Here is a 13,796-nt window from a genome sequence, read left to right on the forward strand (position 1 = left end):
AAGTGGATCCGTGATTGCCCACAGGAACCCACTGCGCCTGCGGCGCCCCGCGCCGCCTGGTCGCGCCTTGATCCTGTATGGCGAAATTCGGCAACCACTCGCGCAAGGTGACGCGCGCACGGACAATCGAGCCCATGACTACGCTCGCGTTGACACCGGAACGTCGATCGGAACTGGCAGCCCTGCTCGGGGACGAATCGCGCTTGCGGGCTGAGTTTCCCAAGGTTGCGGAGTATCTCGACACGGCTCCGATGCTGGCTGGCACCGGGAACCAGGACGCGGATGCCGCATTCGATCTGCGGTTCGTCCACTACATGACCGGCGGAGCTACAGAGTCCGCGAACCCGTACTGGGACATCGTGGCTCCGTCCGTCGCGGTCGACGGGGAACGTCGTGTGGTCAACGGAGGGGATCCGAGCGGAAGCGTCCGGCTGGGATTTGTGCAGACGATCTTGCAGAGCACCTACGCCTATGCGGTGCCTTCGCCTGAAACGCTGAGCTGGATCCGGTCGTTCAGCAACGGTCGCCGGGTGCTCGAGCTGGGTGCTGGCCGTGGCTACTGGGCGAAGCAGCTCGCGGATCAGGGGGTCGACGTGCGGGCGTTCGATTCAGAACCACCGGACAGCACGGCCAACCCGTCTTTTCCGGGGGCCGAAGGTCAACGCGATGTGTGGTTCCCGGTGGCGGGGCTCGACGAGTTCGACGCTGAGTTGGACGGCGAATCGGTTCTGTTCCTGTGCTGGCCGCCTGGGTGGGGAAACACCATGGCATCGACGGCGCTCGACAAGTTCGAGGCGAAAGGTGGTCGGCGCGTGATCTTCATCGGAGAGCCGAAGGGCGGCAAGACCGGTGACGACGGCTTCTTTTCGCGCCTGTCTGACGCGTGGACGCTGGAATCACAAGACTCGCAACATGTCTCGTGGTGGAACCTCGCGGACGCGGCGCAGGGGTGGGTTCGACCGACGTAGTCCGCGCACGAAAATGGCCCGATCAGCGATGCGACCGGGCCATGTTCGACGGTAACCCCTAAGGCTGCGGTTCGAGCGTCATCCGGAAGACGAACGACTCGTACCGATCCCGGGGGTACGACACGTCCGACACCATGAGCACCCGCCCATCCCTGATAAAGCGCTGGTGAACAGTCTTCACCAGGTCGCCGGACGGGACTTCCAGCCATACCGCGTGTGTCGGCGCGGGCAGCCTGTCGGCCACGGTCTCTTCGAGAACCGTCGCCGTGGCGACATCCGTAGCAGGCACCTGGTAGCTATCCGAGATAGAGACCGGTCGACCGCGCTCAGAGGCCATCGTCACTATGTGCTCGACATCGGCGTTCAGATCGATCCCGAATAGGCCGGCCAATTCATCGTCGGCGGGAATGACCCTCGTCTCTCGCTCGATCTGCACATCGTCTTCACCGGCTGCGGACTCGTTTCCGAAGGTCACTTCCGGGTCTTCCATCTGCCGTTCCGGGGATACACGCACCAGTGTCGGCCGCGCTGCGACGAACGTCCCTCGGCGCTCGATCGTGTACACGAGCCCCTGCCGCAGCAGCAGATCGATCATCTTGCGAATGACGATCTCGGACACCCCGTGCCGCTTCGCCAGCTCGGAATAGCTCGGTAGCTGCGTCCGCGCAGGTAAGGCACCGCTGCGGATGTCCCGCGCGATCTCTCCCGCGATGGATACGTACGCAGGCTCACTCATGGCTCTGACTCCTCCGGTCGGCGAACTGCTGGTCATACGCAACTGCGTATACGCACCTCAGGCTACGCCCCCGATCGCGAATCCGCCGCAAGAATCCCCGGGCCGACCTGCGCATACACAGAAAGCCTTGTGCGTATACACAACTGCGTATACGCTGTTGTGTATGCACAGACAGTGCAGAACTTCAAGGCAAGCAAGGAGATGCCAGATGGCTATCAGCAGGGGTTTCAAGTTCCCGGTCGAGTCGGCGGTTGCGTTCCCGAAGCGGTTGCTGTTGATGGGCCCGATTGGCCCGGCGATCAAGTACAACCCGGACCGCAATGCGGCACCGGAGCAGATGGTGGATTACGACCCGAAGACGGGTGAGGGCACCGGGATGCCGTTGTGGAAGGCGACGGTGACCGATCCGCATGAGGCCAGCGAGGGTAAGGGCAAGCGGGCGTCGTTCGAAATCTTTTTCGTGTCGCGTCATCAGCCGGTTCCGGCGGGTGAACAGATCACCGACGAGATGTGGTTTATCGAGCTGGAGGGTTTGACCGCTGAGCCGAAGGTGATGGGTCAGGGCGAGTTCAAGTACCTCGGCTACGCCTACCGCGCGACGGGCATCAAGGGTGACACCAATACCCCGAAGGCCAGCAACACCAATGGTGCGAAGGCTGCTGCGTGATGTTCACGCTGGAACGTGGAATGACGGTAGCGCGTGTGTTCGCGGTCCTGGTGATCGTGGGCGTGGGCGCTGCCGCCTTCCGGCTCTCGTTTGCCACGCTGGCGGATCTGGCTGAGCTGGCCAACATTCCGGCCTCGGATGCGTGGCTGTTCCCGCTGATCGTCGACGGCACGATTTGCCTGGCGACCCTGGGCACGCTGGTGCTGGCGAAGTCGCCCGAACGCCGGTTCTTCCTCTGGGTGCTCGGTGCTGGCGCGGTGGTCTCGGTGGCGGGCAACAGCCTGCACGCGGTGACAGATGGTCAACCGCTTCCCGGCTGGGCCGCTGCCCTCGTCGCCGCGATCGCCCCGATATCGCTGCTGGTCGATACCCATGGGCTCGCGGTGTTGTTCCGTGCGGCACAACGTCGTTCGGCTCCGGAACTGGAAGTGGTCACCGAATCTGAGGTGGTCTCGGAGCCGGAACCGGAGACGGCTGCGGTGGTCTCCGAGCCCGCTCCTGCCCCGGCACCGGTTGTTGATCCGGTGACCGAGCCGCTTCCGGTGCCGACTCCCGCGCCCGTGCCTGTGCCGCGTCCGGTGGTGCGTCCTGTTCCTGTTCCTGTTCCTGTTCGTCCGCGTCCGGTTCAGCCGATGTTGCCGCTCGCGGTTCCTGTTGGGGGTGTCTGATGTCGAAAATCGTTGTGTCGTCTGGTCCCGATCCTCGGCAAGCCGATAGCGGGAAGGTGAAGGTCTCGACTGCTGGCCCGTTTGTGGTCGGGCTGGTGATGCTGTCGACCGTGGTGGTGGTGCCGTTGGCGCTGTTGTGGTCGGTGGGCAATGACGAGGCCCCGGATGTGTCGCCGGTGTCGGCGGTGTCGGTGTCGGTCCCGCCGTCGGTGCCTGGTTGCGTGATGTTCTGCCGTGAGGACGAGGTGCAGCATCAGTCGGCGTCCTCGGTGCCGGGATGTGCGATGTTCTGCCGTGATGGCGAGGTGCAGCGATGAGCGCGGTTGCTGCGATTGTCTCGGCTGGAATCATCGGTGCGTCCGGGCTGATGTGGCGCTGGTCGCGGGCTGCGAGTCACCCGGTGCCATCGCCGCAGGATCAGGTGGCGACCGCACCGCCGGAGCTTCGTCCGGCCGTGTCGATCATCACCGATCCGGAGCAATTGGCGTTGATGTGGCCTGCGCTGAAGCTGGGTGATCCTCGCCGGGGCTATCCGAACATCGTTGCCGCTGAGTACACCTCGGCGGGGTTGGCGTTCGAGGTGCAAATGCTGGGTGGGCAGTCGTTCAAGGACTGGAACAAGGACGACACGCTCGCCGCCCTGGCCGACTACCTCGCGGTGCCCGAAGTGCTGGCCACCGCCTCCGATCCCGGATTCGTCCGGCTGGAGGCCCGCACGGTCGACACCTTGGCCGAACCGCGGTCGATCGGTGACCTGCTGGCCTTCGGTGTCGACCTCGAGGCAGTGCCGGTCGGTGTCACCGAGACCTTCGATGTGTGGCGGTTACGGGTGCTCTACGGGCACATCCTGATCGCCGGTGCCACCGGTTCCGGCAAGGGCTCGGTGTTGTGGTCGCTCATCGCCGGTGTCGGTCCCGCCATCGAGGCCGGGCTCGTCGATGTGTGGCTCGGTGATGGCAAGGGCGGCGCGGAATTCGGACGCGGCGAACAACTGTGGGTGCGGTTCGAATGGGACGCCGACGGCATTCTCGGCATGCTCGCCGAAGCCGTCGAGGTGATGCGGGAACGGCTGTCGCGGATGCGGACTACCGGCGTCCGTAAGCACGTCCCGACCAAGGATGAGCCGTTGATCCTGGTCGTCATCGATGAGGCTGCCGCCCTGTCCTCGTATTCCACCCGTGACCAGCAGGAGGAGTTCCGGCGCCTGACCGGCCTGCTGCTGTCCCAAGGTCGTGCGGCTGCGGTTTCGGTGGTCGCCGCGTTGCAGGACCCGTCCAAGGAGACCATGCCCAACCGGCAGCTGTTCCCGGTCCGCGTCGGCCTGCGGCTGGACGAGCCGACCCAGTCCACGATGGTCCACGGCCAAGGCAGCCGGGATCGGGGTGCGCTGTGCGACAAGATTTCCGAACTCACTCCCGGCGTCGGCTACGTCGGTGAAGACGGCACCACCGAATTCGTTCGGGTCCGCGCGTTCTGGGTCTCCGATACCGACATCGACCGCATCGTCGGCACCTACGCACCCACTCAGCCCGACCTCGCCCCGAAAGGCGACTACTCCGACTTCGACCCGGACTACATCCCCGGCGACGACGACCCGGATGGGCTGGTAGCGGCATGAAACGGGGCTTAGTGACCGAAACCCACGTCGTCATCTACTGCGACGGCTGCGGCGACCCCTACACCGAGAACACCACCGAATCGATCTGCTTCACCTCGGTCCACCAAGCCGTCAGCCACCTGACCCACCGCTCCGCTGTCCTGGGCTGGATCTACGACGGCGACCGCGTCTGGTGCGACGGCTGCCGCGCTGCTGCCCGCTGCCAAGAGGCCGGCCACTTCTTCCCGGTCCCGGCCCGACTGTTCCGTTCCTCCCGCCCGGCCGTGTGCACGGTGTGCGGCATCCACGAAAGCGAGACCAACTGATGAGCACCGAGATCACCCGCGAATCCGTCGACGCTGTCATCGACATGCGGTCGCGTCGTCGCTGCCAGCTCGAACGCGGTGGCCTCGACCCCGTCGCCGTCGCGGTCAACCTGCTCGCCGAAACCGGCTCGGCTCCCGGCTGGGACAACGACCTGGACGGGTGGGCGGCATGAACGCCGACGACTGGCAGAGCTGCTGCGGGACACCGATGTCGATCACCCGAGCACCCAGTACTTGGGAGTTCGACCGGATGTGGCGGTGCTACGAGTGCGGCCACCACGAGCCCTACGACACCGGCGACGACGATGACGATCTCTGACCCGACCCCCAGCAGGAAACCAGCGGTCAATCCGGTCGTCGCCGAAGCCGCCGCCCGCAACCGCAAACGCCGTCGGCCTCGCAAAGACCTCGACACCCACAGCCCCGACCAGCTTGCACTGTTCGAACTTCCCGGAAGGACCGGCACATCATGACTGTCACCAACGTCAAGATCGTTCGTGATTCCGACCCGGCCACCGAGATCTTCGCCGCCGTCATATACGCGCTCATGTACGCCGTCGTCGGTGCCGCGATCGCGGTCCACTGGGCGCTGCTGTTCCCCATGATCTCGCTTCCGATTGCTGCCGCTGTCACCGTCGGTGTGCTGTGGGGTTGGCCGTTCGGGGTCGGGGTCGCCGGGATAGCTCTCGCGGGGATCATGCTCTGGCGACTGCGGAGACCAGAGATGTTCGAGCGATGGGTAACCCGGCGCGCCCGAACCCGATTCCTCGCCTGGTGGCGCTACCGAGCGCGCTGGAACCGCAAGCTCACCGCCTGTGGGCTCGCCATCATCGACGGCGATGCCACCCGGATACCGCGACTGCTGTCCGTGGCCATCGGTGAGCACTCCGACCGGGTGCGAGTGCGGATGCTCGACGGCCAATGCCCCGCCGACTACGACAACCGCACCTCGCATCTGTGCCACGCCTTCGGCGCCCTCGACTGCCACGCCGACCTCGCCGGACCTGGTGTCTATGACCTGACTTTCCGCCGCTCGGATGCCCTTGCCGAGACCGTGATCCTGCCTCGTGTCGATGACTGGATGAAGAAGGAGGCTGCTTGATGGACACCCCGCAGGCCATCGTGCCGACCCGCCAGACTGCCGCCGAACGTCGCGCTCTGCCCGATTTCCGGGCTGTTGCCACCGCGTTGGCCGATGACGAGAAGGTTTGCCGTCGGCCTGTGCCGATGCGCGCGGAGGACCCGAAAACGTTGCAGGTCAACTACATCGGGACTCCGTGCAAGTCGACCATCGAATCGGTGTGCCCGGCCTGCGCCGCTCAGGCCCGCTACCTGCGGATGACCCAGTGCCGCGAAGGCTGGCACCTCGACAGCGAACCCGTCCACGAATGCAACGAACCCACCGACCAGCAAAAGGGCCTGATCGCGGCCCGCGCGGACATGTTCGCCCAATACCGTGATGCCGCCGCTATCAATGACCGCGAGGCCATGGCCGGTATCCGGGAAGTCGTCGCGTCCCTCGACGTCGAACTCCGCGAATCCGGGTTCCGTGGACGTCTCCCCGACTTCGACAAGAAGCCCACCGACCGCCGCAAGCGCTCCACCCGTCGCCGCCAGGACGCACCGAACCTACCCAGGCGCAAGGTCACCAAGACCACGGTCGGCCAGGTCATCGGCGGCTACCGGTCCTCGATGATGGTCACGCTCACCATGCCCTCCTACGGCGCGATCAACCAAGACGGCGCCACCAACAAAGAGGGCAAGACCTGCTCCGATGGTTCCCCGCGTCGCCCAGACGAGTATGACTACCCGCGCGCTGCCCGTGACGTCGTGCACTTCTCGTCACTGTTCGACCGGTGGATGCAGAACCTTCGTCGCGTTCTCGGCTACGACGTGCAGTACTTCGCCACCGTCGAACCCCAGAAACGCGGCGCACCCCACTTGCACATCCTGTTGCGCTCCGCGATCTCCCGCGACGTCCTGCGCCAGGTCACCACGGCTACCTACCACCAGGTGTGGTGGCCCCACCACGACCGCGAGGTGTACACCGACCGGATGCCGGTCTGGGACGAAAAGGCCGGCACTTTCACCGACCCCGACACCGGCACACCATTGACCGGTTGGGACGAAGCCCTCGATGTCATGGATTCCGTCGACGACCTCGAACCCGCCTACGTCGTCCGGTTCGGCGAACGCATGGACCCCGGCCACATGAAGGGCTACATCCCCGGCCCCAAAGCCGACCGCGCTATCGGCTACGTCACCAAATACCTCACCAAGTCGATCAGCGAAGTCCTCGACACCGAATCGGCCCGGACCGCGATCCACTACGACCGCCTCCACGACGAGCTGTGCAAGACACCGTGCTCGCCTCGCTGCGGGGTCTGGCTGCGCTACGGCATCGTCCCCAAAGGCGCAACCAGCAAAACGATTCCCGGCCGGTGCAAGAGCAAAGCCCACCGTCGCGACACCCTCGGTCTGCCCGGTCGTCGGGTTCTGGTCTCGCGTCGCTGGTCGAACAAGACCCTGCCCGACCACAAGCAAGACCGGGCCGAGTTTGTTCGGCAAACACTCGCCGCTGTCGGGATCGTCAAGCCCGACCGCTCCCACCTGATCATCACCCCGGTTGAACCCGGCGACAAGGCAGTACCACCGCGTGACCACTTGATCATGGCCACGATCTCCCAGCGCATCAGCTGGCGAGCCGAGTACACCCGCGCACGCCTCGCAGCCCCACCAGGCGCCCAAGAACTTTCAGCAATCCAGCAAGCAGCAGCGTAGAAGGGATCTCGACATGTCGAAGTTGCTCACCGAGCAGGACGTTCGGAAGCTCATCCCGATCGGGCACAGCAAGTACTACGAGCTGATCGGCTCGGGCGAACTGCGCTCGGTCAAGATCGGCCGTCGCCGGTTCGTCACCGAACAGGCCATCGCCGACTACATCGCCGGTCTCGATCAGGAGGCAGCGGCGTGAGCAGACGGCAACTGCCGCCGCAGATCGAGAAGATCACCCTTCAGAGCGGTGCGGTTCGCTACCAGGTCACGGCAGAGGCGGGCGTCGACCCGGAAACCGGTAAGCGTCGGCAGACCCGCAAGCGGTATCGGACTGAGAAGGAAGCCCGCGATGCTTTGGCCGAGACCTCGATGGCCGTACGTCAGGGTACCTACGTCCCGAACTCGACACTGACCGTGGAGCAAGCTTGCTCGGACTGGCTGGCAGGTAAGCGAGTTCGCGGGACGACCGCCACGAACTACGCGAACGCCCTGCTGCCGATCCGGAACCGGTATGGCGACTTGGAGGTGCAGAAGCTCGCGAAACGACACCTGGATGACCTCGTGACGGACCTTCTCGCCGGAAACGTGAAGAAGGCCAACGGCAAGAACCGGCGGCCGTGGGCACCGGGAACGATCAATGCCACCCTCGATCGGTTCGAAACCGTGCTCGACTCGGTCATGGCAGAGGGCAAGCTGGTTCGCAATGTCGCCGCCCTGGTCGACAGAGTGCCGGCCAAACCTAAGAAGCGGCACACGACCTTCTCCATCGACGAAGTGCGCAAGGTGCTCGAGGTGGCGGCGAACGACCGCAACGGCCATGCCTGGCATCTGGCGTTGGCCGGGCTGCGGCGTGGAGAAATCGGTGGGCTGCGGTGGTCGGATATCGACCTCGAGGCCGGGACCCTGACCATCGTGAACAATCGGGTGTCGGTGAACGGGAAAGCCGAGGAGACCGACCCGAAGTCGGAGGATTCAGGACGAACGCTGCCACTGACACCGACGTTGAAGGCTGAGCTAAGGGCCGCGCGGAAAAGGCAGGCGGCGGAGAAGCTCGCGCTGGGTGAGGCGTACGGGCCGGGAACCCACGTGGTGATCGATCCGGCAGGGCGCTCCTACCATCCGGATACCCTGACGGACTACTGGGAGAAGATCACCAAGACGGCGGGTGTGCGTCGGATCCGGCTCCATGATGCTCGCCACACCTGCGGGACGCTGATGCACCTCCAGCACGTCCCGATCGCGGTGATCGCCGAATGGCTGGGGCACGCTGACAGTGCCTTCACGATGCGCACGTACGTGCACTCGCAGGATGGGGCGCTGGCTGCCGCTGCGGGCACTTTGGAGGCCGTTGTGACAATCCGTGACAAGAACGGCTCAGAGTCGCCGCGCCGGAAGCGCCGTAGGGGACGGAAATCAGCTGGTTAGAGCTGGTTTCCGAGTGGAGCCGCCTGGGGGAATCGAACCCCCGACCTTTTCATTACGAGTGAAGCGCTCTACCGACTGAGCTAAGGCGGCGTGCCTTTCGGCGTCGCGAGTCTATCGTCTCGGAGGGTAGAACGCGAAAACGGGTGTTCGGAGGGGTGGCGTCAGTGCACGAACTCCTCCCCACCAGGCGCTCACCGGTAACGCACAGCGACCGTTACGTTGTGGTCCCCGGCCACGGCGGAAAGTGGGCGAGGCATCAGCGACTCCGGCTAGTTCGTTTGAGCGGCGATGAGGGCAGCGACCATGGCTGCCAGGGCGAAGCGGGGTTTGACGTTGAGATCCAGAGCTTCGCGGCAGGCCAGGACTGCTTCCAGGGAGCGGAGCAGGCCTTCGGGTGGAACCCGGTCGGCGAGGTCGGTGATCTGGTCGGCCATGTCGGGGTGGGTCAGGGTGACGCCGTCGGTGCTCGGTTTCGGCCGCGACCGGCCCTGACCGCGTGGTCCGGCGGCGAAGCGGACGGCGAGGGCGTCGCGGTACACACCTGCGACGTCGATCAACGCGCGGTCGAGGGCGTCGCGGCCGGTGCGGGTGGCGCGGGATTTCTGACGACGTTCGAGGTCTTTCAGTACGCCTGCGGAACCTCGGGTCGCGCTCGCGGCGCCTTTACCGGTGCCGCCTGCGCCCATGGCGGTGGCGAGGGCGTCACGTTCATGTTCGTCGCGGGCGGCGCTCATCTGCTTGGCTTCGTCGTCGGCGGCTTTCACGAGATCGTCTGCGGCGGCATAGGCGGCACCGGGCCGGGAAATCGCGGCTACCAGCGCGAGGGCGCGTTTGCGGTGTTCACGGGCTTCGTCGTCGGTGGCCAGGCGGCGGGCGCGGCCCACATGGCCGCCGCTGACCGAGGCAGCCCAATCGGCGGTCGTGGCGTCGAGCTGGTCACGTTCACGCAGGACGTGCGCGATCGCGGGCACCGACGGCGTCACCAGGTGGACGTGCCTGCACCGTGAGCGCAAGGTGACCGAGATGTCCTCCGGGTCGACCGAGGGCGCGCACAGTAGGAATACCGTGCGATCCGGCGGTTCCTCGACCACTTTGAGCAGGACATTTCCGGCCGCTTCGGTCAACCGATCGGCATCCTCGATCAACACCACCTGCCAACGGCCAGTGCTCGGCCTGCGGGCGGCGATCTGCACGATCTCGCGCATTTCCTTGGTGCTGATGCTCAGCCCCTCGGGAATCACCCGGCGCACATCACCGTGTGTGCCTGCCATCGTGGTGGTGCAGGCATGGCAACGGCCGCAGCCCGGCGTACCCGGATCAGTGCATTGGAGCGCGGCGGCGAAGCACAATGCCGCGACCGATCGCCCCGACCCCGGCGGGCCGGTGAACAGCCACGAATGCGTCATCGCGCCCTCGACGGACCCGGCGCGTGCAGCGATCGCGGCAGCCGTCAGCTCGGATTCGACCGCATCCTGGCCGACCAACCGATCGAAGACACCCGCCACGCCGTACACCCTAGCGGCCGCCGCCGACACGTCCTGCGGGCGTGGGCTGAGCCGCACATCGTCTGTCGACGATCAGCCACCCACAGCAACGGTCCGACCGCGGCATAGGCCCCAACAAGGCTCACCTACCGCTCGAGGAAGATTCGGAAACTATTCCGAGGTCGACTTCGCCGCAGCCTTCTTCGCGGGCGCCTTCTTGGCGGCCGTCTTCTTCGCTGCCGTCGTCTTCTTCGCGGCAGCGGCCTTCGCCGTCGTCTTCTTGGCGGCCGCCTTCTTCGTGGTCTTCTTTGCCGCCTTCTTCACCGGACCACGCGCGCGCCGATCGGCCAACAGCTCTGCTGCTCGCTCGTCGGTGATCGACTCGACCTCGTCACCCTTGCGCAGGCTGGCATTGGTCTCGCCGTCGGTGACGTAGGGGCCGAAACGGCCGTCTTTGATCACCATGGGCTTTCCGCTGGCCGGATCATTGCCGAGTTCACGCAGTGATGCGGCGCTCGCGGCCTGCCTGCCACGGCGTTTGGGTTCGGCGTAGATCTTTAGCGCCTCATCCAGCGTGACGTTGAAGATCTGGTCCTCATCGGCCAGCGAGCGGGAGTCGGTGCCCTTCTTCAGGTACGGGCCGTAACGCCCGTTCTGCGCCGTGATCTCCTCGCCGGACGCCGGATCGGCGCCGACCACACGCGGCAGCGACAGCAGTTTGAGTGCGTCGTCGAGGGTGATCGTTGCCAGATCCATGGATTTGAACAGCGATCCGGTGCGTGGCTTCGGGCCCGCCGCCTTTTTCGCGGTCTTCTTCGCCGGCGCCGCCTCTTCGGCGGGCTCGGGCAGGATCTCGGTGACGTACGGGCCGAAACGCCCTTCCTTGGCGACGATTTCGTTTCCGGACGCCGGGTCCGTACCGAGCGAACGCCCCTCCTGCGGAGTGGAGAACAGCTTCTCGGCGACCTCGGGAGTCAGTTCGTCCGGCGGTAGATCGTCTGGCAGGTTGGCTCGTTGCGAGATCGAATCGCCTTCCGGATCATCCGGATTGGTGACCATCCGCTCCAGGTATGGGCCGTAGCGGCCCACTCGCACGACGACGTCACGATCTTCGGCGTCGGTGAAGAGCTTGATCGAGTTGACCTCGCGGGCGTCGATATCGTCGAGCCGCTCGCCGACCATCTTCTTCAGCCCGCCCGAACGCGCGACCGAACCGTCGGCGCCGTGATCGCCGCCGAAATAGAAGCTGGACAACCAGTTTCCGCGCTGCTCGCGGCCGCCGGCGATGGCGTCGAGATCATCTTCCATGGCAGCTGTGAAGTCGAAGTCGACCAGTCGGCCGAAGTGCTCCTCGAGCAGGCCGATCACCGCGAACGCCACCCAGGACGGCACCAGCGCGCTGCCGCGCTTGTAGACGTAACCGCGATCGAGAATGGTCTTGATGATCGAGGAGTAGGTGGAAGGACGGCCGATGCCGAGTTCTTCCAGCGCCTTGATCAGCGAAGCCTCGGTGTAGCGCGCGGGCGGATTGGTGCTGTGCCCGTCCGGGTTCAGCTCCACCGCGGTGACACCCTGGCCCTCTTCCAGTGCGGGCAGGCGCGATTCGGCATCGTCGGACTGGCCGCCCGCCTCTTCGTCGACGCTCTCGACATAGGCCTTGAGGAAACCGGGGAAGGTGATGGTGCGGCCGGAGGCGGAGAACACGCACTCCTCACCGGTGCCGGCGACACCGGTGATCCGCAGCGTGAGGGTGGTGCCCCTGGCGTCGGCCATCTGCGAGGCGACGGTGCGCTGCCAGATCAGCTCGTAAAGCCTGAACTCGTCGTTGTCGAGGCGGGCGTGCAGCTCACCGGGCGTGGCGAAGGTATCGCCCGCCGGCCGGATCGCCTCGTGCGCCTCCTGCGCGTTCTTGACTTTGCGGGTGTACTGCCGGGCCGTTGGGTGCACGTATTCCGAGCCGTAAAGCTGGGTGGCCTGCGACCGGGCGGCGTTGATCGCCGACTGCGACAGGGTGGTCGAGTCGGTACGCATATAGGTGATGTAGCCGTTTTCATAGAGTCGCTGCGCCACCCGCATGGTGCGTTCGGAGGTGAAGCGCAGCTTGCGTCCCGCCTCCTGCTGCAACGTGGAGGTCATGAACGGGGCGTACGGCTTACGCGAGTACGGCTTCGCTTCCGCGGAGGAAACCATCAGGTCAGCACCATCGAGCGCCTCGGCGAGACGCCGCGCGTAGGCCTCGTCCAGCACGACGACACCCGAGTCGGCCTTCAACTGACCATCGGAACCGAAATCGCGACCCGACGCCACGCGGGCACCGTCGACATTGACCAGACGTGCACCGAAGGTGCGCGGATTGCCGACCTCGCCGTCGCCACCCGCGTCGAGCTTGGCGGCGATATCCCAGTACTCGGCCGAACGGAACGCCATCCGCTCACGCTCACGCCGAACGATGACACGGGTAGCGACGGACTGCACCCGGCCCGCCGACAACCGCGGCATGACCTTCTTCCACAGCACCGGGCTGACCTCGTAGCCATACAGCCGGTCCAGGATGCGGCGCGTCTCCTGCGCGTCGACCAGGTCGCTGTCCAGGTCACGGGTATCAGCGGCGGCGGCCTGAATGGCAGGCTCGGTGATCTCGTGGAACACCATTCGCCGGACCGGAATCTTCGGCTTCAGGGTTTCCAGCAGGTGCCAGGCGATGGCCTCGCCCTCGCGGTCGGGGTCGGTGGCCAGGTAGAGCTCGTCGGCATCCTTGAGCAGACTCTTGAGCTCGGTGACCTTGCCCTTCTTATCCGGGCTGACCACATAGATCGGCTCGAAATCGTGATCGACGTCGACACCGAGACGCGCCCACGACTGGCCCTTGTACTTGGCGGGCACATCCGCCGCGCCGCGCGGCAGGTCCCGGATATGACCGACAGAGGCCTCCACCGTGTAATTGCGACCCAGATAGGGCGCGATCTTGCGGGCCTTGGTCGGGGACTCGACGATCACGAGACGACGCAGGGGACGGCCCTGGTCGGCTGCACCGCGGTCTCGTGTTGCCACCGGCGAATACACCTTTCCTTCTCGACCCGCGCGCCGCTGTTCGCGTCCGCACGGCTAGGGCAAATGGTGGCGATGTCGTATATCGCTACCAGACACGTT

Annotated in this window: 15 protein-coding genes and 1 tRNA gene; 12 read left to right on the forward strand and 4 right to left on the reverse strand. The window is 65.5% G+C overall.

What is annotated here, in order from left to right; translation table 11 throughout:
• The first annotated feature begins 134 nt into the window (after positions 1–134).
• A complete protein-coding gene (locus GV792_RS27330) occupies positions 135–968 on the forward strand; it encodes a hypothetical protein (protein WP_163827865.1) in 834 nt (277 codons plus the stop codon).
• A gap of 58 nt (positions 969–1,026) precedes the next feature.
• Here the strand turns inward: GV792_RS27330 and GV792_RS27335 are convergent, their stop codons facing one another.
• Entirely contained in the window at positions 1,027–1,740 is a 714-nt protein-coding gene (locus GV792_RS27335; protein ID WP_218581220.1) for a GntR family transcriptional regulator, read from the reverse strand.
• Between the two features lie 172 nt (positions 1,741–1,912).
• Here GV792_RS27335 and GV792_RS27340 point away from each other — a divergent pair, with 172 nt between their 5' ends.
• From GV792_RS27340 to GV792_RS27390, 11 genes are all read left to right on the forward strand, one after another.
• On the forward strand, positions 1,913–2,371 hold the full coding sequence (locus GV792_RS27340; protein WP_163827866.1) for a hypothetical protein: 459 nt from the start codon (positions 1,913–1,915) through the stop codon (positions 2,369–2,371).
• Between the two features lie 20 nt (positions 2,372–2,391).
• On the forward strand, positions 2,392–3,039 hold the full coding sequence (locus tag GV792_RS27345) for a DUF2637 domain-containing protein (protein ID WP_163827867.1): 648 nt from the start codon (positions 2,392–2,394) through the stop codon (positions 3,037–3,039).
• 56 nt (positions 3,040–3,095) lie between these two features.
• The gene (locus GV792_RS27350; protein WP_163827868.1) at positions 3,096–3,356 is read left to right on the forward strand and encodes a hypothetical protein; all 261 of its coding nucleotides are present in this window, start codon (positions 3,096–3,098) and stop codon (positions 3,354–3,356) included.
• A complete protein-coding gene (locus GV792_RS27355) occupies positions 3,353–4,657 on the forward strand; it encodes an FtsK/SpoIIIE domain-containing protein (RefSeq protein WP_163827869.1) in 1,305 nt (434 codons plus the stop codon). Before GV792_RS27350 ends, GV792_RS27355 begins: the two co-directional genes overlap by 4 nt.
• The gene (locus tag GV792_RS27360) at positions 4,654–4,962 is read left to right on the forward strand and encodes a hypothetical protein (RefSeq protein WP_163827870.1); all 309 of its coding nucleotides are present in this window, start codon (positions 4,654–4,656) and stop codon (positions 4,960–4,962) included. The genes GV792_RS27355 and GV792_RS27360 overlap by 4 nt, the downstream gene beginning before the upstream one ends.
• Complete coding sequence (locus tag GV792_RS27365; RefSeq protein WP_163827871.1) at positions 4,962–5,135, forward strand: hypothetical protein; 174 nt, start codon at positions 4,962–4,964, stop codon at positions 5,133–5,135. Before GV792_RS27360 ends, GV792_RS27365 begins: the two co-directional genes overlap by 1 nt.
• On the forward strand, positions 5,132–5,281 hold the full coding sequence (locus GV792_RS27370) for a hypothetical protein (RefSeq protein ID WP_163827872.1): 150 nt from the start codon (positions 5,132–5,134) through the stop codon (positions 5,279–5,281). Before GV792_RS27365 ends, GV792_RS27370 begins: the two co-directional genes overlap by 4 nt.
• Before the next feature lie 150 nt (positions 5,282–5,431).
• A complete protein-coding gene (locus GV792_RS27375; RefSeq protein ID WP_163827873.1) occupies positions 5,432–6,064 on the forward strand; it encodes a hypothetical protein in 633 nt (210 codons plus the stop codon).
• Entirely contained in the window at positions 6,064–7,743 is a 1,680-nt protein-coding gene (locus GV792_RS27380) for a replication initiator (protein ID WP_163827874.1), read from the forward strand. Before GV792_RS27375 ends, GV792_RS27380 begins: the two co-directional genes overlap by 1 nt.
• Before the next feature lie 13 nt (positions 7,744–7,756).
• Positions 7,757–7,936 carry a helix-turn-helix domain-containing protein gene (locus GV792_RS27385; RefSeq protein WP_163827875.1) on the forward strand — a complete coding sequence of 60 codons (180 nt, stop codon included), beginning with the start codon at positions 7,757–7,759 and terminating at the stop codon, positions 7,934–7,936.
• Positions 7,933–9,162 carry a site-specific integrase gene (locus GV792_RS27390; RefSeq protein ID WP_163827876.1) on the forward strand — a complete coding sequence of 410 codons (1,230 nt, stop codon included), beginning with the start codon at positions 7,933–7,935 and terminating at the stop codon, positions 9,160–9,162. The genes GV792_RS27385 and GV792_RS27390 overlap by 4 nt, the downstream gene beginning before the upstream one ends.
• A 14-nt stretch (positions 9,163–9,176) precedes the next feature.
• Here GV792_RS27390 and GV792_RS27395 read toward each other — a convergent pair.
• The 3 genes from GV792_RS27395 to topA all read right to left on the reverse strand — a co-directional run bounded on the left by GV792_RS27395 (position 9,177) and on the right by topA (position 13,697).
• Positions 9,177–9,252: transfer RNA gene (locus GV792_RS27395), tRNA-Thr, on the reverse strand.
• A gap of 179 nt (positions 9,253–9,431) precedes the next feature.
• Positions 9,432–10,667: a DNA polymerase III subunit delta' gene (locus tag GV792_RS27400; RefSeq protein ID WP_163827877.1), complete on the reverse strand. Its 1,236-nt coding sequence runs from the start codon at positions 10,665–10,667 to the stop codon at positions 9,432–9,434.
• A 150-nt stretch (positions 10,668–10,817) separates the two neighbouring features.
• Positions 10,818–13,697, reverse strand: a complete 2,880-nt coding sequence (gene topA / locus GV792_RS27405; RefSeq protein ID WP_163827878.1) for a type I DNA topoisomerase — start codon at positions 13,695–13,697, stop codon at positions 10,818–10,820.
• Positions 13,698–13,796 lie beyond the last annotated feature (99 nt).

The organism is Nocardia cyriacigeorgica, from assembly GCF_010868145.1.
GTDB lineage: Bacteria > Actinomycetota > Actinomycetes > Mycobacteriales > Mycobacteriaceae > Nocardia > Nocardia cyriacigeorgica_D.

Bases quoted from the DNA above. Each gene is read 5' to 3' on its own strand.
- GV792_RS27370 (WP_163827872.1), top strand. From the start codon at position 5,132: ATGAACGCCGACGACTGGCAGAGCTGCTGCGGGACACCGATGTCGATC.
- GV792_RS27385 (WP_163827875.1), top strand. From the start codon at position 7,757: ATGTCGAAGTTGCTCACCGAGCAGGACGTTCGGAAGCTCATCCCGATC.
- GV792_RS27340 (WP_163827866.1), top strand. From the start codon at position 1,913: ATGGCTATCAGCAGGGGTTTCAAGTTCCCGGTCGAGTCGGCGGTTGCG.
- GV792_RS27330 (WP_163827865.1), top strand. From the start codon at position 135: ATGACTACGCTCGCGTTGACACCGGAACGTCGATCGGAACTGGCAGCC.
- GV792_RS27375 (WP_163827873.1), top strand. From the start codon at position 5,432: ATGACTGTCACCAACGTCAAGATCGTTCGTGATTCCGACCCGGCCACC.
- GV792_RS27335 (WP_218581220.1), bottom strand. From the start codon at position 1,740: ATGACCAGCAGTTCGCCGACCGGAGGAGTCAGAGCCATGAGTGAGCCT.
- GV792_RS27345 (WP_163827867.1), top strand. From the start codon at position 2,392: ATGACGGTAGCGCGTGTGTTCGCGGTCCTGGTGATCGTGGGCGTGGGC.
- GV792_RS27360 (WP_163827870.1), top strand. From the start codon at position 4,654: ATGAAACGGGGCTTAGTGACCGAAACCCACGTCGTCATCTACTGCGAC.
- GV792_RS27380 (WP_163827874.1), top strand. From the start codon at position 6,064: ATGGACACCCCGCAGGCCATCGTGCCGACCCGCCAGACTGCCGCCGAA.
- GV792_RS27365 (WP_163827871.1), top strand. From the start codon at position 4,962: ATGAGCACCGAGATCACCCGCGAATCCGTCGACGCTGTCATCGACATG.
- GV792_RS27355 (WP_163827869.1), top strand. From the start codon at position 3,353: ATGAGCGCGGTTGCTGCGATTGTCTCGGCTGGAATCATCGGTGCGTCC.